The following is a 24,189-nucleotide window of genomic DNA, read 5'->3' as shown; positions in this document are numbered from 1 at the left end:
CGGCGTACGCGCCGCCTGCATCGACTGATGGTGTCGGACTTCTGATGGACGTGGCCGAAACGATCTGCGCGTTCTCTCTGGGTCTAACCGCCGAAGCTCAGCGCCTGCCGCAGACCCACGTCCAGGCTGTCGTTGTACTGCGGATCGGGCTCAGCCGCGGAAGCACTGAGGACGGTGCTGAAGAAGCATCTGGCGCCGACGGCGAGGATCACGCGGAAGATCTCCGTGTCATCGAGACCGTGACTGCGCAGACCCACGACGTCGGCCTCGGTGACGGAGTTCGCGTCTGCCGCGACCTTTCCGGCGAAGTTGACGACTGCGACCTCCTGCGGGGAGAGACCGGCGCTGCCGTGGTCCGACGCGATGGCGGCGACGGTCGGCGCGTCGAAGAACTTGTCGCGTAGGACCTTTCCGTGTGCCAGGCCGCAGTAGGAGGATCTCAGGGCCCGAGCCGCGGCGAGGGTCACCAACTCATAGCGGCGCAGCTCCATCTCTGCCTTCACCGCACCGTTGAGCTGCTGCCATGCCAGGTACGCCGCCGGGCTGTGCGCGAACAACCTGGTGTAGTTGGGCAGGTAGCCCATCGCCTTCGTGTCCGTGTCGAACATCCGCTCGGTGTCCGGCGACTGCTCTGCCTGCTGCAGAAGACTCATCCGACTCCCCCCGTGGTTAACGCGGACGGTACGCGGTCGGGACTGCGGACGCTGTCGGGAAATCGGCCGTGCACGGGGGCCGCTACGTGGCCTCCCGTCAACCCAGTCGACCGGGGCAACCGGTCAGACGGCTGCCGCTGCGCTGCGGTGGGCGTTGACGACCCAGGCATCCGGCAAGGCGATCCACTCGTTGTCTCCCACCCGCACCACCGCGCCGTCCAACTTGGGCAGCAACGCCGGATCCTCCATCGGGCAGAACAGCCACACGTCTCCCGCCCCGCCGCGCGCCGCATCGACCAGCTCGTGCAGCCGCTCCATCGCCCGGTATGGCACCAGCACCGCCGCGTCGTGCAGGAGCACCGGCCCGTCGGCGGACGAGAGCGAGACGCGCAGGGCCGGCGCGGTCATCTGCCACGCCTGCTCGACGTACTGCCCCAGCTTGATCGCCGCCCGCGACCTCTCCTCGGCGACGTCCGCGCCGAAGCCGGCCGTTCAGGCTCTTGATCTCAATGAGGTAGAGGCCGCGGGGGCGGCAACCAACAGATCGACCTCGTAGGGATGGCCATCGTCTCCCGGCGCACCTCGTCGATCTCGTGTACCAGTCGACGGTGGGCGAACCGGACCACCACGATTCCGATGGTTGCGAGCAGCGCATCCCGGCGCAGGTCGATCTCCCGCTGACGCGGGTCGCCGTGGCTGGTCGCACCGTCGAGTTCGAGGTTGACCCGTTCCCGCTCGGCGAACATGTCGAGGTAGATCGTCCGCCCGACGCTCACCGGCACCTGCCGGCGGAACGCCGGCATGCCGGGGCCGGTGAAGACGTGCTCGTGTCCCCAGATCTCCAGCGGGCTGCGGCAGCCGTCGGCGAGCTTGGTCAGCAGTGTTCGGAGCACCGCCCGCCCGACGAGCTTCGGCACGGTGTCCAGGGCCGCTGTGAGCCGTTGGGGTGTGGTCAGCCAGTTGTTCACCGCTCGGATCACCGGCGCCCGCCGCTCGGCGGGTGGCAGCATCGGCCAGGAGTCGACAAGTGCCCGCTCGATACGCATGACCGGCAGGTCCCGCCGGACGACGACGTGCGGTGGTCCCATGCTCAGGCCGCAGCGTCGATGTACGACAAGTCCGGGTCGGGTGCGCAGGCTGGCGCTCGCCGGTGTGCTGAGGTGCACCGGTTCACCGGGCGCCGACGGGCGCAACCCCCACAGATCGAGCGCGCTGAGGTGACTGAGCGCGCCGCAGCCGTCTGCCCAGGCGAGAGCCGCTCGATGACCCAGGGCCGGGCCGAGCCGACTGACGGCAGGGGTGCCGGGTCGATTGTCGAGCAGGTAAGCCGCCGCGAAGACCTCGGGCAGCACCACCCCGACCTTCGGCAACCACACCCGCGGCTGCCCTGTGGAAACCCAACCGCCTGTGGACAACGCCCCGCCCAGCTCGACGTCTGTTAGCCGTACTGATCGTTGGCTGCCCAGCAGGGCGGGTACCAGCGTGTCGAGTCGCTCAGCTGCCAACGATCAGGGGGACGCGTGTGCAACTGGGAGAACGGGGTGCCTTTGCTGAGGCTGTCATCTCGCCACCTGATTGGTCTCGCCGTACTCGCCACGGATCGGTAGGTAGTAGGCGGGGAGGAAGCCGGCGATGATGGCAACGCCCGCGATCGGCACGAACCCGCCGACGAGGATGCCGGAGCCGATCCAGAGCAGCGCGAGCGCGAATCGGCGACCGATGGCCCGGACGCCGAACGCGCCGAGGGTGGGGTCGAGCAGTTTGGCGCGGCGGAGGTAGAACCAGATGACGTTGAACAGGGCCGCCGCCATCCACAGTGTGCTGCCGTAGACGAGGACCGCGGTGCGCAGTCCCTGCTCCGCACGGAGCGCCCCGGCGAGGAGCGAGGTGGAGAACGGCAGGAACGCGATGACCATCAGGAGCAACGTGTTGAGGAACAGGATTCCCCGGTTGACGTGTCGGACGCGGTCGTACATGACGTGGTGGTTGACCCACACCTGCCCGATGAGCAGGAAGCTCAGCGCGTAGGCCAGGTACGACGACCAGAGCGCCCCGAGGCCCCGCAGGAGGTGCCCGAAGTCTCGCGGCGGTTGGATCTCCAGCACGAGCAGCGTCACGGCGATGGCGAAGACACCGTCACTGAAGGACACCAGCCGACCCGGTTGACGGGTCAGTGGCGGCGTATCCTTCTGGGCGTTCATGCACCAATCATGCTATATGCCGTTTTGGCCCGTGGCTGGGAACCGGCTCAGGCGGCCAGGGTGGCGTAGCGGCCGTTGCGGTTCAGCAGGCTGTCGTGGGTGCCGGCCTCCACGATCCGGCCGTGGTCGAGCACCGCGATCTGGTCGGCGTCGCGCACTGTGGACAGCCGGTGGGCGATGGTGATCGTGGTACGCCCCTCGGCGAGCACGTCGAACGCCCGCTGCACGGCCCGCTCGGTCTCGGTGTCCAGCGCGCTGGTGGCCTCGTCGAGGACCAGGATGCGCGGGTCGCGCAGCAGCGTACGGGCGATGGCGAGCCGCTGCTTCTCACCGCCGGAGAACCGGTGGCCGCGGGAGCCGACCATGGTGTCGTACCCGTCGGGCAGCCCGGCGATCAGGTCGTGGATCTGGGCGGCGCGGGCGGCGTCCTCGATCTCGGTGTCGGTGGCCTCCGGTCGGGCGTAGCGCAGGTTCTCCCGGACGGTGGTGTGCAGCAGGTACGTCTCCTGGCTGACCACGCCGACGATCGCGGCCAGGTCGGCCAGGCGCAGGTCGCGCAGGTCGACGCCGTCGACGGTGAGCCGGCCGGCGGTCGGGTCGTGCAGGCGGCTGACCAGGCCGGCGAGGGTGCTCTTGCCGGAGCCGGTCTCGCCGACCAGGGCGAGGCTGGTGCCGGCGGGCACGTCCAGGGTGATCCCGGCGAGGGCGGCGGTGTCGCTGCCCGGGTAGCCGAAGGTGACGTCCTCCAGGCGCAGGTGTCCGCGTACCCGGGCGGGGTCGAGGCGGACCGGCTCGGCGGGGTCGGCCACGTCGACCGGCAGGTCGAGGTACTCGAAGATCCGGGCGAAGAGCGCCAGTGACGCGGTGAGCGAGACGCCCACGTTGAGCAGGCCCATCAGCGGTCGGAACAGGCCGCCCTGCAGGGCGGTGAACGCGACGAGGGTGCCGATGCTCAGCGTGCCGGCGGTGCCCGGCAGTCCGGCGGCGAGGTAGATGACCGCCGGTACGGCGGCGAAGATGATGCTCATCGAGGCCATCCGCCAGCGGCCGGCCAGCTCGCTGCGCAGTTCCAGGTCGACGAGTCGCTCCGAGGAGGCGGTGAACCTGTCGATCAGCGCGGGGCCGGTGCCGAGGGTCTTGGCGAGCTGCACGCCGCTGATCGACAGGCCCTCCTCGACCGTGACGTTGAGGTCGGCGAGTTCGCGTTGCCGCTGGGCGGTGATCTCGCGGCGCATCCGAGCGACGCGGCGAGTCAGCCAGATCGCCGGCGGCAGCACCACGAGCGAGACGAGGGAGAGCTGCCAGGAGAGCGCGACCATGGCCACGGCGGTGGCGACCACCGTGGTGAGGTTGGCCGCGACGGCGGTGGCGGTCGAGGTGACGACCGACTGCATGCCGCCGATGTCGTTGGTGATCCGCGACTGCACCTCGCCGGTGCGCGTGCGGGTGAAGAAGCCCAGCGACTGGCGCTGGAGGTGGCTGAAGACGTCGGTGCGCAGCCGGTGCATCACCCGCTGCCCGACCTGGGTGGAGATCCAGGTCTGCACGACGCCGAGGGCGGAGGTCACGGCCGCGACGGCGACCATGCCGAGGACCAGCCAGACCAGCAGGGTCACGTCACCCTGCGGCAGGGCGCGGTCGATCACGGTACGCAGGAGGAAGGGAGTAGCCATCGCGATGATCGAGGAGAGCACGATGATCACGGTGACCACTGCCAGGGCGGGCCGGTGGGGAGTGAACAGGCGGCCGATGCGGCGTAGTGACACCTGGCGGGCCTGCGTCTTCTCTTCGGCGCTGAGGGTGCGGCGGCCGCGGTCGCGGCCCATGGGGGTGGGTTCCAAGGGGCACTGCCTTTCCGTCGGATATGCTGAGGTTACCTCAACATGAGGTAGCAACCGCATTGGCTGCTACGGTATTCCGGTGACCGAGGACACCACCGGGACTGGCGACGACGACAGCCTGGCCGAGACGTTCTGGGCCGTGGCGTCCCGTTTGCGACGGCAGACGCGGGAGTCGTTGGCCCCCTGGGACATCACCCCCAGCCAGTCCCGAGCCCTCGGTGTGCTGGGCCGCCACGGTGAGGTACGCCCCGGCACGCTCGCCGAGCACCTGCGCATCGCGGCCCGCTCGGCAACCGAGGTCGTCGACGACCTGCAGACCCGGGGGCTGGTCGAACGCCGACCCGACCCGGCCGACCGGCGGGCGACCCTGGTCGCGCTCACCGAGGAGGGCAAGCGCCTCGGCACCGCCATCCGCACCGCCCGCCGCGCCGAGGCCGATCGCTTCTTCGGCCACCTCAACGACACCGACCGCGCCGAGTTGGCCCGCATCCTGCGCACGCTGCGCGCATAACGACCGCCCGCCCGGGTAGCCAGCGGCCCCCGTCTGGTCGGCGGGACCGGCCAGCAAGGGCCGGGGCGACGGTGACGGGAGGCCCGGCTGATGTGCGGGATCAGCGGGGAGGCGCGCTTCGACGGCCGGTCGCCCGACGCGGCGGCGGTCACCCGGATGACCGAGGCGATGCGCTCACGCGGCCCCGACGACGAGGGCCTGCTCGCCGACGGCTGGGTGACCCTCGGGCACCGCCGGCTGACCATCATCGACCTGTCCGACGCGGGCGGACAGCCGATGGTCCGCGACGACCTGGGCCTGGCGCTGGTCTTCAACGGCTGTATCTACAACTACCCGGAGCTGCGCGAGGAGTTGCAGAACGCCGGGTACGCCTTCGAATCCACAAGCGACACCGAGGTGATCCTGGTCGCGTACGCGCACTGGGGTGAACGCTTCGTCGACCACCTGGTCGGCATGTTCGCGATCGGGCTGGTCGACCGGGTGCGGCGACGGCTGGTCCTGGCCCGCGACCGGCTCGGCATCAAACCGCTCTACCTCGCCGAGACACCTGGGCGGCTCCGGTTCGCCTCCACCCTGCCCGCGCTGCTGCGGGCCGGCGACGTCGACACCGGCATCGACCCGGTGGCGCTGCACCACTACCTGTCCTGGCACTCCATCGTTCCCGCGCCGCGCACCGTGCTGCGCGGTGTGCGCAAGCTGCCACCGGCCACCCTGCGGGTGATCGAGGCGGACGGCCGCAGCCGCGAGGAGGTGTACTGGCGGCCCGACTACGTGCGGGAGCCCGCCGACGCGGGGATGGACGCCGCCGACTGGCGGGCCGCCGTCGGGGACGCGCTGCGCACAGCGGTACGCCGACGGCTGGTCGCCGACGTGCCGGTCGGTGTGCTGCTCTCCGGTGGGCTGGACTCCAGCCTCATCGTGGCGCTGCTCGCCGAGGCCGGCCAGCAGCACCTGCGCACGTTCAGCATCGGCTTCGACAGCCGCGACGGCGAGTCCGGCGACGAGTTCCACTACTCCGACCTGGTGGCCCGCGCGTACGACACCGACCACCACCGGATCCGGCTGGCCGACGACGACCTGGTGCCCGCGGTCCGGCGTGCCGTGCTGGCGATGACCGAGCCGATGGGCAGTCACGACGTGGTCGCCTTCCACCTGCTGTCCGAGCAGGTGGCGCGGCATGTGAAGGTGGCGCAGTCCGGGCAGGGCGCCGACGAGGTGTTCGCCGGCTACGGCTACCACCAGCCCCTCACCGAGGCACCCCGACACAGTGCCGCCGAGACGTTCGCGGCCGCGTTCTTCGACCGCGACCACGACGAGCTGCGCACCATCGTCGGCCCGGCGTACGCGCTGGAGCACGACGCCAGCCGGGAGCTGCTCACCGAACACCTCGCCGCGCCCGGGGCGCAGACCGCGCTGGACGCCGTGCTGCGCCTGGACACCCACCTGATGCTGCCCGACGACCCGGTCAAGCGGGTGGACAGCATGAGCATGGCGTGGGGCCTGGAGGTGCGCACGCCGTTCCTCGACCAGGACCTGGTCACCCTCGCCGCGCACTGCCCCCCGCAGCACAAGGCCGCCCAGAGCGGCAAGGGCGTGCTCAAGGAGGTCGCCCGGGAGGTGCTGCCCGCCGAGGTGATCGACCGTCCCAAGGGCTACTTCCCGGTGCCGGCACTACGCAACGTGGACGGCCCGGTGCGCGAGATGGTCGCCGAGGCGTTGCAGGCGCCGGCCGCGCGCGAGCGGGGACTGTTCCGCCCGGAGTACGTGGCACGCCTGCTCGCCGAGCCGGACCGGGCCGAGGCGGCGGCCGGCAGCAACAAGCTGTGGCAGCTCGGACTGCTGGAGCTGTGGCTCCAGACCCACGACATCCGCTGAGCGCCGCCGATCACCAGGCCGTGGTGCGGGCGGCCAGGTCGTCGAGGACGGCGCGCACCTCACCGGTACGCTCCAGCACCCGCCGCTGCCGGGCGGCGCCGGTGCCGTCGCGGCGCAGCCGGGCCAGCTGTGCCAACACGTACCCCAGGTCGCCGTGGCGCAACAGGGCCGGCGCGATCACCGCCATCAACTCGTCGACGAGCGCCCAGGCTGGCCGGGTGCCGCCGGCGCGCAGGTCGATCAGCTCGCCGTCGAGGCCGTCGTGGGCGGCCCGCCAGTGCGCGGCGGCCACCAGACAGTCACGGATGGGCGGCGCGGTCACCCCGGCACGGACATCGTCGGCGAGGGTGGCGACAAGTGAGCGGACCAGGGCGGCGACCAGCACCGCGTCGTCCACCTCGGTGCACACGTCGCCCACCCGGATCTCGACCGTCGGGTAGGCCGACGACGGTCGGGCGTACCAGTAGACCATCGCGGCGTCGAGCATGATGCCGGCGGCGATCAGCTCGTCGACGGTCCGGTCGTAGTCGGCCACCGAGTCGAAGTACGGCGTCGGGCCGATGCTGGGCCACCGCTCCAGTTGCATCGACCGCCAACTGGCGTGCCCGGTGTCGTGGCCGTCCTGCAACGGCGAGTTCGTCGTGATCGCCTGCACCACCGGCAGCCACGCCCGCAGGTGATTGCAGACCTGCACGGCCAACTCCCGGTCGGGCAGCCCGACGTGGATGTGGCAGCCGCACACCGCCGGGTCGTGCGCCACCGGCCCGTACCGGCGCGACATCGCGTGGTAGCGCGGCTCGTCGGGGACCGTCCGGTGCGGCTCGGCCACCGGCGTGGCGCCGATCGCCACGAGCCGCGCCCCGGCCGCCGTGGCGGCCTCGGCGGCGGAGTGGCGCAGCGCCACCAGGTGCGCGCGCAGCTCGCCGAGGTCGGCGCAGACCGGGGTGACCATCTCCACCATGCTGTGCCGGAACTCCTGCCGGCTCTGGTCCCGGGCCGGTCCACGCAGCGCGGCCAGCACCTGGTCGGCCACCGGCAGATTGCGCCCGCTGTCCGGGTCGAGCAGCAGGAACTCCTCCTCGACGCCCAGCGTGAGGGTGGACAGGTCGGGCACGATGCCGGCGGTCGCCGAACGGTATGCCATGACACCTCCCCCACTGCTGCGGCCGGCGCCTCGGTTTCCCGGGCCACCCCGGTGACAAACGCGCGCTCAGGAGAGCAGTGTGCGGGGATGCCGTAGTTGATGCCGTTCGGAGGAGGTTCGGTGAGTCATGGGCCAGGCGGTTGCGGGTAAGCAGAGCGCCGTGACCGACGGCATCCGGGTGGTCGTGGTCGGCGCCGGTTTCTCCGGTCTCGCCGCCGCGCTGGCGCTCAGCCGCGCCGGCGCCCAGGTGCGGGTGTTGGAGGCCCGCGACCGGGTGGGCGGTCGGGTGTTGACCCGTTGGCTGCCCGAGGTCACGCAGCTCGACCTGGGGGCGCAGTGGATCGGCCCGACCCAGGACCGGATGTACGCGCTGGTCGCCGAGCATGGCCTGGCCACCTTCGCGTCGGCGGCCCTCGGCGCGCCCACCCTGCTCTGGGCCGGCCAGCGCCGGGCCGAGCCACCGGCGGACGTCGGCCGGGTGCTCGGCCTGCTCGACGGGTACGCCGCCCGCCTGGACCCGGCCGCGCCCTGGCAGGCGCCGGAGGCCGCGCAGTGGGATCGGACGAACCTCGGCGGCTGGCTGCGCGCGACGGCCGGGGACGACGACACCGCCGACTACCTGGGGCGGCTGCTCGCCGGCGGGCTGCTGGCCACCGGCGCGGACGAGCTGTCCCTGTTGCATCTGCTGTTCTACCTGCGCAGCGCCGGTGGGACCGGTCCGTTGCTGGGGATGGCCGGCGGCGCACAGCAGGACCGGATCGTGGGTGGGCCGCCGGCGCTCGCCGAACGGATGGCCGCCGCCCTGCCCCCGGGAACGCTGACGTTTGCCACCCCGGTGCGGTCGATCCAACAGAGCATCGACGGGGTGACGGCGTGGACCGACACCGGCCGCGTCGCCGCCGACGCCGTGGTGGTCGCGCTGCCCCCGGCACTGGCCGGCCGGATCCGGTACGACCCGCCGCTGCCCGTGCTGCGCGACGGGCTGACCCAGCGGATGCCGATGGGTTCGGCGTTGAAGGTGCACGCGGTCTACGCGGAGCCGTTCTGGCGTGCCGACGGGCTGTCCGGGGTGTCCACCAGCAGCGCCGGCCCGCTCACCGAGACGGTGGACAACTCCACGCCGACCTCGCCGCTCGGCGTGCTGACCGGGTTCAGCTACGCCGGGGAGGCCGCCGCGCTGCGGGGCATGTCCCCCGCGCGGCGTCGGCAGTGCCTGCTGGAGGCGTTCGCCAGCGTGGTCGGGCCGCGCGCCGAAGAGCCGGTGGACCTCGTCGAGTACGACTGGTCGGCCGACGAGTGGACCCGGGGCTGCTTCTGCGGCGCGCTCACGCCGGGCACCTGGCAGACGTACGGTCCGCACCTGCGGGCGCCGGTGGGGCGGGTGCACTGGGCGGGCACCGAGACGGCGACCCGCTGGACCGGCTACCTGGAAGGCGCGGTGCGGGCTGGTGAGCGGGCGGCGGCGGAGGTGCTGGCGGGTTGAGCGGGCACGACCGAGGCCGGCCCGGTCTCGGCGGGACCGGGCCGGCTCGGCCCACGGTGGCGACCCGCGCCAACCCGGCAACCACCGGGCCGGCGCGGGCGCACCGGTCAGGGGTAGGTGGTCAGGTACACCTGCTGGTTGGCCGCGTTCGCGGTGCCACCGGCGTTGTTGATCACCCGGTTGATGGTGCCGACGCCACCGAGCGAGACGGTGACCATGTTGGTGAAGCGCACGTTCGGGTTGGTGGGCACCTCGAAGGCCCGTTCCTCCACGACGGCGGGGTTGACGTTGAAGTAGCTGTAGCTGCCCAGCCCGAACGCCTGGTGGCTGGTCACCGAGTCGGCGACCTTGTACGCGGCGTAGCCCCGGGTCGACCCGTTCATCCAGGCCGCCTGGTTGGGCGGGTCGTACGGCAGTTCGTTCTGGTAGAAGTACGTCCGACCGCCGTTGCCGTTCCAGATGGTCTGGTACTTCTGGTAGTGCTCGACGAAGAGGCCGTACATGGTGACGTTGTCGCCGTTGACGGTGAGCCCGGTGTCGGCGGTGTTCAACGTCCACCCGGTCGGTACGCCGCTGGCGGCGTGGTCGGCCCGCCACAGCCACATGTGGTCACCGATCACGTTGTCGCTGTTGACGGTCAACGTGTTGGTGGCCTTGCCGACGTGTGGCCCGCCGATGCGGAAGAACACGTCGTGCAGGGAGGTCGGGTTGCTGGCGTGGTTCGCCGACGATCCGGACGGCCCGACCTCCATCAGTACCGGCGAGTTGGTCGTGCCGGCCTCGAACATCAGGCCGGCGACCTTGACGCCGTCGACGTCGGCCACCCGCATCCCGACGCTGCCGTTGTCGGCCTGGATGGTGGCCAGGCCGAGACCGAGGATCACCGTGTCGGCCCGGTTGACCTGGATCGGCTCGGTGACGTGGTGCACGCCCGGGGTGAAGAGCAGGTGCTTGCCCTGGGCGAGGGCCGCGTTGATGGTGGCGGCGCTGGTGCCGGCCTGGACGACGAAGAACTGCGACAGCGAGATGGACGAGCCGGCCGGGGTCTTGTTGTACCAGCTGGTGCCCGTCGAGTTGGTGCGCAGCGCCGGCACGAAGACCCGGTACTCGCCGGTGCCGTCGACGTAGAGGAACGGCTTCTCGCGGACCTGTGGGGTCTGCGCGATGACGGTGTGCGACGGGTTGGGGAAGCTCGGCGCGGGAGCGCCGTTGACGCCCTGGAAGACCATGTTCCACACCGAGCCGGTCCAGCCGTTGCCGAACTCGCTGTTGCGGGAGTACCACTGCTGCTGCGAGCCGGAGACGACCAGGCCGTCGACGCGGGTGTCGGCCATCAGGCCGCCGCTGGACCAGCCGTCGCCGCCGTTCCAGAGCTGGATCTGGTTCTGCGCGCCGCGCAGGTGCATCCGCCGGTACGGCGCGGCCTGGGACACCGCCCAGCGCTCCACGGTCTGCCCGGCGGGCAGGGTGACCGAGAGGTTCTCGGCGGCCCGCCAGAAGTTCTGGGTGGCGTTGCCGCCGAACCAGAACGCCTCGGTGCGGACGTGACCGTTGAGGTTGACGTCGTCCGGGCTCATGCCGAGGCCGGCGACCTGGGTGAAGAAGCCGAGGTTGACGTCGGCGGTGTAGGTGCCGGGCTTGAACAGCACCGCGTAGCGCTGCGGGCCGAACTGGTTGGTCTCCTGCTGGGTGAACAGGGTGTTCAGTCGACTCTGGATGGTCGACGTCGGGGTGCTCGGGTCGAAGACGAACGTGTTCGGGCCGAGGTTCGGGTTGCGCGGGTCGGTCGTGTCGACCGGGGGCTCGCTGGTCCCGCCGCCGGTGGTGTTCACTGCCAGCTCCCACAGCGAGTAGCCGTAGGCGGTGCCCCGCGCGGTGCCGTACATCCGCAGGTAGCGGCCGCTGCCGCTGACGGTGAGGGACTGCGTGCCGCCGGTGCCGGTGGTGGTCGAGTAGATCGACGTCCACGTGGACCCGTCGGTCGAGGTCTGGAGCTGGAAGGCCCGGGCGTACGCGGCCTCCCAGGTGAGCACCACCCGGCAGATCGTGCGGGTGCTGCCCAGGTCGACGCGCAGCCACTGCGGGTCGCTGGCGGTGCTGGCCCAGCGGGTGCCGGTGTTGCCGTCGACGGCGGCGGACGCCGCGAGGCCGGCGTCCTGGGTGGACGAGGCGGTCGCCGGGCTGCCCTGGGCGACGTTGGTGCTGCCGCAGGTGGGCGTGGTGCCCCCGGTCTCGCCGTAGACCTGGAACTCCCAGAGCGAGTAGCCGTAGGCGGTGCCCCGGGCGGTGCCGTTCATCCGGACGTAGCGGCCGGCGCCGGTGACGGTGAGGTTCTGGGTGCCGCCGGTGCCGGTGGTGGTCGAGTAGATCGTGGTCCAGGTGGCACCGTCGTCGGAGGTCTGGAGCTGGAAGGCCCGCCCGTAGGCGCCCTCCCAGAGCAGGTTCACCTGGCTGATGGTGGCCCGGGCACCCAGGTCGACCTGGAGCCACTGCGGGTCGCTGAACGCGCTGGCCCAGCGGGTGCCGGTGTTGCCGTCCACGGCGGCGCTGGCGGGGGTGCCGGCGTTCTCGGTGGACGAGGCGGTGGCGGGGCGGCCCTGCGAGAGCAGGGTGGGCGCGGCCTGCGCGGGGGTGGTGGCACCGGCGGGCGTGAGCGCCGCGACCAGGGTCACGGCGAGCCCGACGAGCAGGTGTCGAACGGCCCGTCGGGGACGCGGGCGTACGGATGTTGCACGAGATGTCATGACATCGCCTGTCGATAGGGGGTTACGGATGCCGCGAGGGTGGGATCGGGCTCGCCCCGTGGTGCCGTGGGTGGTGCCGCCGACGCGACGCCGCGGGTCGGAGAGCGCTCTCGTAGGAGTGTTGCGGCGAGATTGCGGCGGCGTCAAGACATCGATCTATAAGTTCGTTATTTATCCCGAGGATTCTTTTTGTGTAATTCGCCGCAGCCGCCGCCGGTCGTGTTCACCCGGTGATCAAGAGGTTCGCGTCATCCCAGGCGTGATTCCTGACGCAAACCTCTTGATCAACAAGGGAGAGGGGGGGGTGGGGCTCAGCGGCGGACGCCGCCCTCGGTGAGGAAGCGGGCGATCGGCAGCGTGGCGGCGCCCAACGCCACCGCGTCCACGCCGAGGCGGCACAGCTCGATCGACGCCTGCTCGAACGGTTGACGCAGGGCCTGCCGACCGGCGGCCTCGCGGACGGCCGGCAGCAGGTCGCCCAGCGCCATCGCCGCCCAGCCGCCGAGCACCACCCGCTCCGGGTTGAACAGGTTGATCAGGTTGGCCACGCCCGCACCGAGGTAGCCGGCGGTCTCGTCCAGCACCCGCCGGGCGGTGACCGAGGTGTCGGCGGCGGCGACGAGCGCGGCGAGCTGGGACTCCTCGTCCTCGCCCGGCACCTGTCGACCTCGGCGCGCCTCCCGGTAGCGGTCGATGATCGCCTCCGCGCCCACGTACGCCTCCAGGCAGCCGCGCGCGCCGCACCGGCAGGCCCGGCCGCCGTACACCAGGGTGGTGTGCCCCCACTCCCCCGCGCTGCTGGACGCGCCCCGGTAGGTGGCACCGCCGGTCACCACCGACGCGCCCACGCCGGAGCCGACGAGCGCGAAGACGGCGTGCCGGGCGCCTCGGCCGGCGCCGAACCACATCTCGGCCTGGCCGAGGGTCTTCGCGCCGTTGTCGATGTGCAGGGGCAGGTCGGTGCCCGCGCTGATCAGCCGTTCCAGCGGCACCCGGTCCCAGCCGAGGGCCTGGGCGTGCACGACGGCCTCGACGCCCTGCTCGACGACTCCCGAGACGCCGATGCCGACGCCGAGCACGTCGCCGGGGGCCACCTGCGCCTGACCGGTCACCGCGTCGATGCCGGCCAGCACGTGCCCGGCCACCAGGTCCGGCTCGGTGCGGGCCGGGTCGAGCGGATACTCGACGCTGGCCAGCAGGGTCATCGCGAAGTCGAACAGCTCCACCCGGACCCGGGTCTCACCGACGTCCACGCCCACCAGGAACGCGAAGCGGGGCGCGATCCGCAGCAGCATGCTGGGCCGCCCACCGTCGGACTCGGCGGCCCCGGCCTCGGCGACCAGCCCCTCGTCGATCAGGTCGGCCACCACGTTGCTGACCGCCGGCTGGCTCAGCCCGGTGCTGCGCACCAGGTCCTGTCGGGTGAGCGGGCCGTCGAGGAAGAGCTTGGTCAGCAGGGCGGACCGGTTGCGCAGCCGCACACTGCGGTTGGTGGCACGCGCCAGCTCCACTCGACACCTCGTTCCCGTCGGTCGTTCGAGGCGACTGTAACCGCCTCGTGCTTGACGACCCACCGGCCAACCACTTTAATGACGACATAAATTAAGCCGTGATGTAACTCCCGGGAAACGCCGACGGACCCCGACGGCGCACCCCCGAACCCTGTCCCGCAGCCGGCCACCCGTCGCCCGACCCCTATCGGCGACGGAGGTCGGCGGACCCCCACCACGCACCGGAAGGGCTGACCCGTGTCGAGACGACACCTCGGGATATTCACCGCCGCCGTACTGGCCGCCGCCTCGCTGACCGCCTGCGGCGGCTCCGGCGACGACTCCGCCGCATCGCCCAAGACGCTTACCTACTGGGCCAGCAACCAGGGCGCCAGCCTGGAGGCCGACAAGACGACCCTCCAGCCCGAGCTGGACAAGTTCGAGAAGCAGACCGGGATCAAGGTCACCGTCGAGGTGGTCCCCTGGTCGGACCTGCTCAACCGGCTGCTCGCCGCCGCCGCCTCGGGCAAGGGCCCGGACGTGGTCAACATCGGCAACACCTGGTCGGCGTCGTTGCAGGCCACCGGCGCGCTCGTCGAGTTCGACGACGCCACCCTGCAGGCCGTCGGCGGCAAGGACCGGATCGTGCCCGCCGCGCTCGCCGCCGCCGGCGCCCCCGGCAAGCCGCCGGCCGCCGTGCCGCTCTACAGCATGGCGTACAGCCTGTACTACAACAAGAAGTCGTTCGCCGACGCCGGCATCACCGCGCCGCCGACCACCTGGGAGCAGCTCGCCGAGTACGGCAAGAAGCTGAGCACCGGCGGCAAGTGGGGCCTGGCCATCGAGGGCGCCAACCCGTCGGAGAACGCCCACCACGCGTTCACCTTCAGCCAGCAGTACGGCGGCGAGTGGTTCGACTCGGCCGGCAAGCCGACCTTCGACACCCCGCAGAACGTCTCGGCGATCAAGCGGTACATCGACTTCATGGCCGCCGACAAGATCACCAACCCGAGCAACGCCGAGTACGCGCAGAACCAGTCGGTCTCCGACTTCGCCAACGGCAAGGCCGCCATGCTGCTGTGGCAGTCCGCCGGCTCGAACCTGAAGACGCAGAACATGCCCGCCGACGCGTACGGGGTGGCCCCGGTGCCGTTCCTGGCCAGCCCGCCGGCCGGCGGCAAGAAGGTCAACAGCATGGTCGCCGGCATCAACATGGCCGTCTTCAAGCACACCAAGAACAAGGACGGCGCGCTGAGCTTCGTGAAGTTCATGACCAGCGACGAGGAGCAGACGATCCTCAACAAGACGTACGGTTCGCTGCCGGCGGTGAAGACCGCGGGTTCCGACCCGGCGTTCAGCGCCACCGAGCAGAAGACCATCCAGGAGACCCTGGTCACCACGGCGGCCCCGCTGCCGCAGGTGCCCGAGGAGAGCACCTTCGAGACCCTGGTCGGCACCGCGATGAAGGAGCTGTTCGCGGACGCGGCCAGCGGCAAGCCGGTCACCGAGGCCTCGGTGAAGGCGAAGCTGACCGACGCGCAGCAGAAGATGCGCTGACCCAGGCGTCACCGGTGGCCGTGGTCAGGCGCTGAGCCTGGCCACGGCCACCGCCTCCGAGAGGACCCCGATGGCAACCAGCACCACCGCGCCGGACGCCGACCGGCGCGAACCCCGGGCCGGGTCACCGGCCCGGGAGCCGGCCCGCCGGCCCCGCGGCCCCCGCCGCTCCCTCCTGCCGTACCTGCTGCTCGCCCCGGCCATCGTGCTGGAACTCGCCATCCACGTGATCCCGATGGTGGTCGGGGTCTGGATGAGCCTGCTGGAGCTGACCCAGTTCCACATTCGCAACTGGTCCACCGCGCCCTTCGTCGGACTGGAGAACTACCGGGCGACGCTGGATCTGAACAGCGCCGCCGGCAAGGAACTGCTGCACTCGTTCTGGATCACCCTGGCCTACAGCGTGCTCTCGGTCGGGTTCGCCTGGCTGCTCGGCATCTCGGCGGCGGTCGTCCTGCAGAAGCCGTTCCGTGGGCGGGCGATCCTGCGGGCGCTCTTCCTCACCCCGTACGCCCTGCCGGTCTACGCCGCGGTGATCACCTGGAGCTTCCTGCTGCAACGCGACACCGGCCTGGTCAACCACGTGCTGGTCGACCAGCTCGGGCTGCTCAACGAGCGGCCGTTCTGGCTGATCGGCGACAACAGCTTCTGGTCGCTGCTGGTGGTGTCGGTGTGGCGCAACTGGCCGTTCGCGTTCCTCTGCCTGATGGCCGGCCTGCAGAACGTGCCCGGCGAGATGTACGAGGCCGCCGCGATCGACGGCGCCGGGTTCTGGCGTCGCCTGCGCTCGGTCACCCTGCCGATGCTGCGGCCGGTGAACCTGGTGCTGCTGCTGGTGCTGTTCCTGTGGACCTTCAACGACTTCAACACCCCGTTCGTGCTCTTCGGCGGCTCCGCCCCCGAGCAGGCCGACCTCATCTCCATCCACATCTACCGCAGTTCCTTCAAGACCTGGGACTTCGGCTCCGGCTCGGCCATGTCGGTGGCGCTGCTGCTGTTCCTGATGATCGTCTCGGCCGCCTACCTGCTGATCACCAACCGTCGGAGGGACGACCATGCGTGAGACCGCCGGTGAGCGCTGGGGCCGGCGCATCGTGCTGACCCTGCTCACCCTCTTCGTCGTCATCCCGCTCTACGTGATGGTGACCTCCGCGGCGAAGCCGTTGCAGGACGTGCAGAACGGCTTCACCTGGTGGCCCAGCCGGCCCACGCTGCAACCGTTCATCGACATGTGGAGCACCGTGCCACTGGCCCGGTACCTGGTGAACAGCCTGGTGGTGTCGAGCATCGCGGCGATCTGCTCGGTCGTGGTGGCCATCTTCGCCGCGTTCGCGGTCAGCAGGTACCGGTTCCGCGGCCGGGGCGTCTTCACGGTGACGGTGCTGTCCACCCAGATGTTCCCGGGCATCCTGTTCCTGCTGCCGCTGTTCCTCATCTACGTCAACCTCGGCAACGCCACCGGCATCGAGTTGTACGCCAGCCGTACCGGTCTGGTCATCACGTACCTGACCTTCTCGCTGCCGTTCTCGATCTGGATGCTCGTCGGTTACTTCGACTCGATCCCCCGGGGCCTGGACGAGGCGGCGCAGGTCGACGGCGCCGGGCCACTGCGCACCCTGTTCCAGGTCATCCTGCCGGCCGCCGTGCCGGGCGTCGTGGCGGTCACCGTGTACGCGTTCATGACCGCCTGGGGCGAGGTGCTCTTCGCGTCGGTGATGACCGACGAGGGCAGCCGCACCCTGGCCGTCGGCCTACAGGGCTACTCCACCCAGTTCAACGTCTACTGGAACCAGATCATGGCCGCCTCGCTCGTGGTCAGCGTCCCGGTCGTCGTCGGGTTCCTGGCCCTGCAGCGGTACTTCGTCGCCGGGCTCACCGCCGGCGCGGTCAAGTGAGTCAGTCAATCCCAGAGGAGACCCGTCCCGTGCCCGACCTGTCCAAGCTGCCATCCGACTTCCTCTGGGGTGTCGCCACGGCGGCGTACCAGATCGAGGGGGCCGTCGACGTCGACGGCCGGGCGCCGTCCATCTGGGACACCTTCTCGGCGACCCCCGGCAAGGTCGAGAACGGCGACACCGGCGCGGTGGCCTGCGACCACTACCACCGGTGGCCCGAGGACTTCGCGTTGCTGCGTCGGCTCGGCGTGGACGCGTACCGTTTCTCGGTGGCCTGGCCCCGGGTGATGCCCGACGGCGTCGGTCGGGTCAACCCCGCCGGGCTGGACTTCTACGACCGGCTCGTCGACACGCTGCTCACCGACGGGATCCGGCCGTTCGTCACGCTCTACCACTGGGATCTGCCGCAGACGTTGCAGGATCGCGGCGGCTGGCCAGAGCGCGCGACCGCCGAGGCGTTCGCCGACTACGCGGCGGTGGTCGCCGCCCGCCTCGGTGACCGGGTCGGCGACTGGAACACGGTCAACGAGCCGCTGTGCGTGTGCTGGATCGGGCACCTGGACGGCACCATGGCCCCCGGCGAGCGGGACCTCACCCGCGCGGTGCACGCCTCACACCACGTGCTGCTCGGGCACGGCCTGGCCACCCAGGCGATCCGCGCCAACGCCACCCGGCCGGCCTCGGTGGGTCTGGTGCTCAACCTCAGCCCGATCGAGGCGGCCACCGACCGACCCGAGGACGTGGCGGCGGCCCGCCGGGCCGACGGGCACGTCAACAGGTGGTGGCTGGACCCGATCCACGGGCGCGGCTACCCCGCCGACATGATCGCCACCTACGGTGTCGAGCCACCGGTACGCGGTGACGACCTCACGGTGATCGCCACGCCCACCGACTTCCTCGGAGTGAACTACTACTTCCGCCAACTGGTGGTCGACGACCCGACCGGCCCGGCCCCGTACGCCCGGCAGGTGCCGGTGCCCGGCTCGGTGGAGACCGCGATGGGCTGGGAGATGTACCCGGCGGGACTGGAACGGCTGCTCGTCGACGTGCACGAGGAGTACCGGCCCGGCCGGATCATCGTCACCGAGAGCGGCTCCGCCTGGCCGGACGAGGTCACCGCGGACGGCCGGGTGGAGGACAAGGAGCGCACCGACCACCTGGAGCAGCACCTGGCCGCGTGCGCGTCGGCGGTGGCCCGGGGGGTTCCGCTGGACGGCTACTTCGTCTGGTCGCTGCTGGACAACTTCGAGTGGGCGTACGGCTACGACAAGCGCTTCGGGCTGGTGCACGTCGACTACGCCACCCAGCGTCGGACGGTGAAGGCGAGCGGCCTGCGCTACGCCGAGCTGATCCGCGCGCACCAACGGCTCGTCCGGACCACCGGCACCGCGACGCCGGTGGCCTGAACGGGGGCGGCGCGAACGGCCGCCCGGGGTGTCGACCCCGGGCGGCCGTTCCCGTCTCCGTTCGGACGACCCGCCCGCTGGCTCACCCGTCGATGAGGGTGCGCAGCCGCAGCAGGTCGGCCGGGGTGTCCACGTCCAGCGGGGACCCGACGTCGTCACAGGGCACCTCGACCACCAGGTCCGGCCGGTCGCGCAGCAGGTCGCGGGCACCCCGGTCGCCGAGGGCGTAGTAGTCCAGCAGCGGCCAGGTCTCCCGACCCAGCAGCACCGGGTGCCCCGGCCGGCCGGCGTAGGTAGCGACCGCGACGACCGCGCCGTCGGCGTACGCGGCCCGGACCCGGTGGACCGCGACCGGGCTGAGCAGCGGCTGGTCGACGAGGACCACGACCACGGCCGGCACGTGGGCCGGCAGGGAGGCCAGGCCCCGGCGCAGCGACGAGCCCAGCCCTTCGGACCAGCGGTCGTGCCGGACCGACACCGCGCCGGGCAGGGCGGGCATCTCGTCGGCGCCCGCGCCGAGCACCACGTGCACGGGTGCGCAGCCGCCGTCGCCGAGCAGCCGGACCCCGCGCCGCACCAGCGGCTCACCATCAAGCTCGACAAGCGCCTTCGGGAGGCCGTACCGCCGCCCGGCGCCGGCGGCCAGCAGCAGCCCGGCGGTCACCGATGGGTCCGGCACCCGGTCACCTCCTGTGTTATTCGCCCTTATTTGTACCGGTAAAGCTAGTCTGGGCCGGTGCCGGACCGAGCAGAGAACGCGACGACCACCGACGAGCGCCACTCGTCCCGGGTGACGGTCGAGGTCAACGGCGCGACCCGCGCGGTGACCCTGGACAACCGCACCACCCTGCTCGACACGCTGCGCGAGCACCTCGACCTGACCGGGGCGAAGAAGGGCTGCGACCACGGCCAGTGCGGCTCCTGCACGGTGCTGCTCGACGGCCGGCGGGTGAAGAGCTGTCTGGTCTTCGCGGTCACCGTGGACGGCCGGTCGGTGGTGACCGTCGAAGGGCTGGCCGGGCCGGACGAGCTGTCCCCGTTGCAGGCCGCGTTCATCGCGCACGACGCGTTCCAGTGCGGCTACTGCACCCCCGGGCAGCTCTGCTCCGCCCGCGGCATGCTCGACGAGGTCGCCCGGGGTTGGCCCAGCGCGGTCACCGACGACCTGAACACGTCCGCCGAGTTGACCGACGCGGAGATCCGCGAGCGGATGGCCGGCAACCTGTGCCGCTGCGCCGCGTACCCGCACATCGTGGCGGCCGTCCGCGAGACGGCCGCGACGCGATGAGGGCGTTCCGCTACCACCGGCCGGTCGACGTGGCCGACGCGGTCGCCGTGCTCGGCGCGGAACCGCACGCGGCCTACCTCGGCGGCGGCACCAACCTGGTGGACCTGATGAAACTCGGCGTGCAGCGCCCCGACGTGCTGGTGGACGTGACCGGGCTCCCCCTGGACACCGTCGAGGAGTTGCCCGACGGCGGGCTGCGGATCGGCGCGACCGTGCGCAACAGCGACCTCGCGGCCCACCCCGTGGTCCGCCGGGACTACCCGGTGCTGGCCCGCGCCCTGCTCGCCGCCGCCTCCGGACAGCTGCGCAACATGGCCACCACCGGCGGCAATTTGTTGCAGCGCACCCGCTGCGTCTACTTCCAGGACACCGGCAAGGCGTGCAACAAGCGGGAGCCGGGCAGCGGGTGCGCCGCCCTGCACGGCCAGAACCGCGACCTGGCGGTGCTGGACTGGTCCGAACAGTGCGTGGCCACCCATCCGTCCGACCTGGCCGTGGCGTTGACCGCCCTCGACGCGGTGGTGCAGGTGCACGAGACCGACGGCCCCCGCGACCTCCCGATCACCGCGCTGTACCGCGCCCCCGGCACGCACCCGGAACGGGAGACCACCCTGGCCCGGGGCGCGCTGATCACCGCCGTGCGGTTGCCACCGCTGCCGGCCGCGCGCCACTCGACGTACCTCAAGGTGCGCGACCGCGCCTCGTTCGCCTTCGCCGCCGGGTCGGTGGCCGCCGTGCTGGACCTCGACGGCGACGTGGTCCGCGACGTGCGGCTGGCGTACGGGGCGGTGGCGCACCGGCCGTGGCGGGCGTACCGGGCCGAGGAGGAGCTGCGGGGTCGACAGTTCAGCCCGGAGCTGGCCGGGCGGGCCGCCGACGCGGAGCTGGCCGAGGCCCGCCCGTTGCGGCACAACGGCTTCAAGGTGCCGCTGACCCGGGCCATCACCGTGCGGGCGCTCAGCGAGCTGGCGGCGTCGTGAGCACCGACGCGGTCGGCCACGCGTACCCCCGGCTGGAGTGCCGCGCGAAGGTCACCGGCACCGCCCGGTACGCGGTGGAGTACCCGGTGGACGGCATCACCTACGGCTGGGCGGTGCCGTCCGCGGTGGTGCGCGGCCGGATCACCCGGATCGACACCACGGAGGCGCTGGCGTCGCCCGGTGTGCTGGCCGTGGTGCACCACGGCAACGCGCCCCGGATGGCACCCGGCCCGCAGCCGGAGCTGTGGCTGTTGCAGGAGCCGGCGGTGCACTACCGGGGGCAGTACGTCGCCGTGGTGGTGGCCACCAGCCTGGAGGCGGCCCGGGAGGGTGCCCGGCTGGTCCGCATCGACTACGACGCCGGCCCGCACAGCACCGTGCTCACCGACGACCACCCCGGCCTGTACCAGCCGGACCACGTCAACCCCAGCTACCCGACGGACACCGCCGAGGGTGACTTCGACGCCGGGTACGCGGCGGCACCGGTGCGGGTGGACGCCACGTACCGCACGCCGGCGTACCACAACAACCCGATGGAGCCGCACGCCACGACGGCACAGTGGCGCGACGGCCGGCTGTTGGTGCACGACTCCACCCAGGGCGCGTCACCGGTGCGGGCCACCCTCGCCGAGATGTTCGAGCTGCCCCCGGAGTCGATCCGGGTGGTCGCCGAGCACGTCGGCGGCGGCTTCGGCAGCAAGGGGTACGCCAAGTCCTCGGTGGTGCTGGCCGCCCTCGCGGCCCGGCACGTGGACCGGCCGGTGAAGCTGGCGCTGACCCGCCAGCAACTGTTCGGGCCGGTCGGCTACCGCACCCCCACCATCCAGCGGGTCCGCCTCGCCGCCGACACCGACGGGCGACTCACCGCCATCTGCCACGACGCGATCAGCCAGACCTCGACCGTCCGGGAGTTCGCCGAGCAGACCGCCGTCTACACCCGCAGCATGTACGCCGCACCGCACCGCCGCACCACGCACCGGCTGGTCCGCCTCGACGTGCCGACCCCGTTCTGGATGCGCGCCCCCGGCGAGTGCCCCGGCGCGTACGCCCTGGAGTCGGCGATGGACGAGCTGGCCATCGCCGTCGGCGTCGACCCGGTGGAGCTGCGCATCCGCAACGACACCGCGGTCGACCCGGACCAGGGGCGGCCGTTCACCAGCCGCAACCTGGTGTCCTGTCTGCGCGAGGGTGCGCAGCGGTTCGGCTGGACCGACCGGGACCCGACGCCCCGCGCCCGGCGCGACGGGCGCTGGCTGATCGGCACCGGGATGGCCGGGTCGAGCTACCCGGCCCGGGCCCGGCCGTCGTCGGCCACGGCCACCGCCCGACCGGACGGGAGCTTCCTGGTCCGGATCGACGCCACCGACATCGGCACCGGCGCCCGGACGGCGATCTGGCAGGTGGCCGCCGACGCCCTCGGGGTGCCGCCGGAACGGGTGGAGATCCACATCGGGGACAGCGCCCTGCCGACCGCGCCGTTGGCCGGCGGCTCGATGGGCACCGCCAGTTGGAGTTGGGCGGTGATCCGCGCCGCGCAGGCGCTGCGCGACAAGCTGCGCGACGGCGGGCCGCCGACCGGCGAGGTCACCGCCGAGGCGGACACCACCGAGGAGGTGGGCGGGCAGCCCGCCCTGCCCCGGTACGCCTACGGGGCGCAGTTCGTCGAGGTGCGGGTCGACGCGGACACCGGCGAGGTACGGCTGAACCGGATGCTCGGCGTGTTCGCGGCCGGCCGGGTGGTGAACCCGACGACGGCCCGCAGCCAGCTCATCGGCGGCATGACGATGGGGCTGTCGATGGCCCTGCACGAGGAGGGCCTGCTCGACGAGCGGTACGGCGACTGGGTCAACCACGACCTGGCCACCTATCACATCACCGGCTGCGCGGACGTCGAGTCCATCGAGGCGTACTGGCTGGACGAGCGCGACGACGAGCTGAACCCGGCCGGGGTGAAGGGCATCGGCGAGATCGGCATCGTCGGCGCGGCGGCGGCGGTCGCCAACGCGGTGCACCATGCCACCGGCGTGCGGATCCGGGACCTGCCGATCCGACTGGACAAGCTGATCGGGTTATCACACTTGGCTTAAATAAGCCGCTGCTGATATAACTGTCGCGTGCACGCCTTCGACGTGCTGGGCGATCCGGTCCGGCGCCGCATCCTGGAGCTGCTCGCCACCGGCGAGCAGACCGCCGGCGCGGTCAGCGCGGTGATCCGCGACGAGTTCGGCATCTCCCAGCCCGCCGTGTCCCAACACCTCAAGGTGTTACGGGACAACGGTTTCGCCACGGTGCGGCCGGAGGGCACCCGGCGGCTGTACGCGGTCGACCCACGGCCACTGCGTGAGGTCGACGGCTGGCTGGAGCACTTCCGCCGGTTCTGGACCCCGCCCCTGGCGGCACTCGCCACCGAACTGGCCCGGGGCCGACGCGAGCGCCGGCTGCGCGAGGCAGCCGACCCACCCGACGAGAGGAACACCTGATGTTCGACGCCACCGAGCAGATCAACGCCGTGCGGCGCACGGTCGGCAGCCGCACCCTGGAGGCCGGTGAGGCTCGGGTGACCACGATCAGCCAGACCTACCAGGCGACGGCCGAGGATCTGTGGGACGCCTGCACCAACGCCGAGCGCATCCCCCGCTGGTTCCTGCCGATCTCCGGCGACCTGCGGCTGCACGGCAAGTACGAGCTGCAGGGCAACGCCCACGGCGTCGTCGAGAGCTGCGAGCCGCCGCACCGCTTCACCGCCACCTGGGAAATGGGCGGCGAGGTGAGCTGGATCGAGGTGCGGATCACCCCGGTCGACGACGAGCGGGCACGCCTCGACCTGGACCACATCGCGCACGTCGACCAGGACCGGTGGGCCCAGTTCGGGCCGGGCGCCGTCGGTGTCGGCTGGGACCTCGGGTTCCTCGGTCTCGCCACCCACCTGGCCGGCGACGGCAGCGGGGTCACCCCGGAGCAGGCTGCCGAGTGGAGCGCCTCGCCCGAGGGCCGACGGGCCGTCGAGCTGAGCAGCCGACTGTGGGGTGCGGCGAGCATCGCCGCCGGCACCGACCCCAACGAGGCGAACGCCGCCGCCGCGCGTACCACCGCCTTCTACACCGGCGCCCCGGAGGCCTGA

General features: G+C 71.7%; 21 protein-coding genes. 12 read left to right on the top strand and 9 right to left on the bottom strand.

Features of this window, described 5'->3' with window-relative positions; translation table 11 throughout:
- Positions 1-83 precede the first annotated feature (83 nt).
- The 5 genes from AB0A90_RS33120 to AB0A90_RS33100 form a co-directional block, all read right to left on the bottom strand.
- Positions 84-653, bottom strand: coding sequence for a peroxidase (locus AB0A90_RS33120; protein WP_357255646.1), 570 nt, complete (start codon positions 651-653; stop codon positions 84-86).
- Between the two features lie 123 nt (positions 654-776).
- The gene (locus AB0A90_RS33115) at positions 777-1,061 is read right to left on the bottom strand and encodes a hypothetical protein (RefSeq protein WP_357255644.1); all 285 of its coding nucleotides are present in this window, start codon (positions 1,059-1,061) and stop codon (positions 777-779) included.
- 98 nt (positions 1,062-1,159) lie between these two features.
- Positions 1,160-2,029: a DUF559 domain-containing protein gene (locus AB0A90_RS33110; RefSeq protein ID WP_357255642.1), complete on the bottom strand. Its 870-nt coding sequence runs from the start codon at positions 2,027-2,029 to the stop codon at positions 1,160-1,162.
- A gap of 183 nt (positions 2,030-2,212) precedes the next feature.
- Positions 2,213-2,854: a TMEM175 family protein gene (locus tag AB0A90_RS33105; protein ID WP_357255640.1), complete on the bottom strand. Its 642-nt coding sequence runs from the start codon at positions 2,852-2,854 to the stop codon at positions 2,213-2,215.
- 47 nt (positions 2,855-2,901) lie between these two features.
- Positions 2,902-4,680 carry an ABC transporter ATP-binding protein gene (locus AB0A90_RS33100; protein ID WP_357255695.1) on the bottom strand — a complete coding sequence of 593 codons (1,779 nt, stop codon included), beginning with the start codon at positions 4,678-4,680 and terminating at the stop codon, positions 2,902-2,904.
- 94 nt (positions 4,681-4,774) lie between these two features.
- On the opposite strand from AB0A90_RS33100, the gene AB0A90_RS33095 reads away from it, so the two are divergent.
- Positions 4,775-5,206, top strand: a complete 432-nt coding sequence (locus AB0A90_RS33095) for a MarR family transcriptional regulator (protein WP_357255638.1) — start codon at positions 4,775-4,777, stop codon at positions 5,204-5,206.
- A gap of 90 nt (positions 5,207-5,296) precedes the next feature.
- Entirely contained in the window at positions 5,297-7,081 is a 1,785-nt protein-coding gene (locus AB0A90_RS33090) for an N-acetylglutaminylglutamine amidotransferase (protein ID WP_357255636.1), read from the top strand.
- A gap of 10 nt (positions 7,082-7,091) precedes the next feature.
- Here the strand turns inward: AB0A90_RS33090 and AB0A90_RS33085 are convergent, their stop codons facing one another.
- Positions 7,092-8,225 (bottom strand): glutamate--cysteine ligase, encoded by a 1,134-nt coding sequence (locus tag AB0A90_RS33085; RefSeq protein WP_357255634.1) that lies wholly within the window; start codon positions 8,223-8,225, stop codon positions 7,092-7,094.
- A gap of 127 nt (positions 8,226-8,352) precedes the next feature.
- On the opposite strand from AB0A90_RS33085, the gene AB0A90_RS33080 reads away from it, so the two are divergent.
- Positions 8,353-9,708 (top strand): FAD-dependent oxidoreductase, encoded by a 1,356-nt coding sequence (locus tag AB0A90_RS33080; protein WP_357255632.1) that lies wholly within the window; start codon positions 8,353-8,355, stop codon positions 9,706-9,708.
- A gap of 107 nt (positions 9,709-9,815) precedes the next feature.
- Here AB0A90_RS33080 and AB0A90_RS33075 read toward each other — a convergent pair whose 3' ends face one another.
- Positions 9,816-12,452 carry a discoidin domain-containing protein gene (locus tag AB0A90_RS33075; protein WP_357255630.1) on the bottom strand — a complete coding sequence of 879 codons (2,637 nt, stop codon included), beginning with the start codon at positions 12,450-12,452 and terminating at the stop codon, positions 9,816-9,818.
- Between the two features lie 311 nt (positions 12,453-12,763).
- A complete protein-coding gene (locus AB0A90_RS33070) occupies positions 12,764-13,963 on the bottom strand; it encodes an ROK family transcriptional regulator (RefSeq protein ID WP_357255628.1) in 1,200 nt (399 codons plus the stop codon).
- A 237-nt stretch (positions 13,964-14,200) separates the two neighbouring features.
- On the opposite strand from AB0A90_RS33070, the gene AB0A90_RS33065 reads away from it, so the two are divergent.
- From AB0A90_RS33065 to AB0A90_RS33050, 4 genes are all read left to right on the top strand, one after another.
- A complete protein-coding gene (locus AB0A90_RS33065; protein ID WP_357255627.1) occupies positions 14,201-15,499 on the top strand; it encodes a sugar ABC transporter substrate-binding protein in 1,299 nt (432 codons plus the stop codon).
- 70 nt (positions 15,500-15,569) lie between these two features.
- On the top strand, positions 15,570-16,562 hold the full coding sequence (locus tag AB0A90_RS33060) for a sugar ABC transporter permease (protein ID WP_357255625.1): 993 nt from the start codon (positions 15,570-15,572) through the stop codon (positions 16,560-16,562).
- Complete coding sequence (locus AB0A90_RS33055; RefSeq protein ID WP_357255623.1) at positions 16,555-17,394, top strand: carbohydrate ABC transporter permease; 840 nt, start codon at positions 16,555-16,557, stop codon at positions 17,392-17,394. The genes AB0A90_RS33060 and AB0A90_RS33055 overlap by 8 nt, the downstream gene beginning before the upstream one ends.
- 29 nt (positions 17,395-17,423) lie before the next feature.
- Positions 17,424-18,800 carry a GH1 family beta-glucosidase gene (locus AB0A90_RS33050; protein WP_357255621.1) on the top strand — a complete coding sequence of 459 codons (1,377 nt, stop codon included), beginning with the start codon at positions 17,424-17,426 and terminating at the stop codon, positions 18,798-18,800.
- An 82-nt stretch (positions 18,801-18,882) separates the two neighbouring features.
- Here AB0A90_RS33050 and AB0A90_RS33045 read toward each other — a convergent pair whose 3' ends face one another.
- Complete coding sequence (locus AB0A90_RS33045) at positions 18,883-19,479, bottom strand: nucleotidyltransferase family protein (protein ID WP_357255619.1); 597 nt, start codon at positions 19,477-19,479, stop codon at positions 18,883-18,885.
- Between the two features lie 111 nt (positions 19,480-19,590).
- Here AB0A90_RS33045 and AB0A90_RS33040 point away from each other — a divergent pair, with 111 nt between their 5' ends.
- From AB0A90_RS33040 to AB0A90_RS33020, 5 genes are read left to right on the top strand one after another with little or no spacing between them, the layout of a single operon-like run.
- A complete protein-coding gene (locus tag AB0A90_RS33040; RefSeq protein ID WP_357255694.1) occupies positions 19,591-20,088 on the top strand; it encodes a 2Fe-2S iron-sulfur cluster-binding protein in 498 nt (165 codons plus the stop codon).
- Positions 20,085-21,068, top strand: a complete 984-nt coding sequence (locus AB0A90_RS33035; protein WP_357255618.1) for a xanthine dehydrogenase family protein subunit M — start codon at positions 20,085-20,087, stop codon at positions 21,066-21,068. Before AB0A90_RS33040 ends, AB0A90_RS33035 begins: the two co-directional genes overlap by 4 nt.
- Complete coding sequence (locus AB0A90_RS33030; RefSeq protein WP_357255616.1) at positions 21,065-23,155, top strand: xanthine dehydrogenase family protein molybdopterin-binding subunit; 2,091 nt, start codon at positions 21,065-21,067, stop codon at positions 23,153-23,155. The genes AB0A90_RS33035 and AB0A90_RS33030 overlap by 4 nt, the downstream gene beginning before the upstream one ends.
- A gap of 27 nt (positions 23,156-23,182) precedes the next feature.
- Entirely contained in the window at positions 23,183-23,548 is a 366-nt protein-coding gene (locus AB0A90_RS33025) for a metalloregulator ArsR/SmtB family transcription factor (RefSeq protein ID WP_357255614.1), read from the top strand.
- Positions 23,548-24,189, top strand: a complete 642-nt coding sequence (locus AB0A90_RS33020; protein WP_357255611.1) for an SRPBCC family protein — start codon at positions 23,548-23,550, stop codon at positions 24,187-24,189. Before AB0A90_RS33025 ends, AB0A90_RS33020 begins: the two co-directional genes overlap by 1 nt.

Source organism: Micromonospora sp. NPDC049204 (assembly GCF_040647935.1).
Lineage (GTDB): Bacteria > Actinomycetota > Actinomycetes > Mycobacteriales > Micromonosporaceae > Micromonospora.
Note: the sequence above shows the minus strand (reverse complement) of the source record. Positions and strands in the feature narration are given on the sequence as shown.

Coding starts and splice junctions, on each gene's coding strand:
- AB0A90_RS33105 (WP_357255640.1), bottom strand. CDS start 2,854: ATGAACGCCCAGAAGGATACGCCGCCACTGACCCGTCAACCGGGTCGG.
- AB0A90_RS33035 (WP_357255618.1), top strand. CDS start 20,085: ATGAGGGCGTTCCGCTACCACCGGCCGGTCGACGTGGCCGACGCGGTC.
- AB0A90_RS33055 (WP_357255623.1), top strand. CDS start 16,555: ATGCGTGAGACCGCCGGTGAGCGCTGGGGCCGGCGCATCGTGCTGACC.
- AB0A90_RS33080 (WP_357255632.1), top strand. CDS start 8,353: ATGGGCCAGGCGGTTGCGGGTAAGCAGAGCGCCGTGACCGACGGCATC.
- AB0A90_RS33090 (WP_357255636.1), top strand. CDS start 5,297: ATGTGCGGGATCAGCGGGGAGGCGCGCTTCGACGGCCGGTCGCCCGAC.
- AB0A90_RS33100 (WP_357255695.1), bottom strand. CDS start 4,680: ATGGGCCGCGACCGCGGCCGCCGCACCCTCAGCGCCGAAGAGAAGACG.
- AB0A90_RS33020 (WP_357255611.1), top strand. CDS start 23,548: ATGTTCGACGCCACCGAGCAGATCAACGCCGTGCGGCGCACGGTCGGC.
- AB0A90_RS33085 (WP_357255634.1), bottom strand. CDS start 8,225: ATGGCATACCGTTCGGCGACCGCCGGCATCGTGCCCGACCTGTCCACC.
- AB0A90_RS33115 (WP_357255644.1), bottom strand. CDS start 1,061: ATGACCGCGCCGGCCCTGCGCGTCTCGCTCTCGTCCGCCGACGGGCCG.
- AB0A90_RS33060 (WP_357255625.1), top strand. CDS start 15,570: ATGGCAACCAGCACCACCGCGCCGGACGCCGACCGGCGCGAACCCCGG.
- AB0A90_RS33075 (WP_357255630.1), bottom strand. CDS start 12,452: ATGACATCTCGTGCAACATCCGTACGCCCGCGTCCCCGACGGGCCGTT.
- AB0A90_RS33120 (WP_357255646.1), bottom strand. CDS start 653: ATGAGTCTTCTGCAGCAGGCAGAGCAGTCGCCGGACACCGAGCGGATG.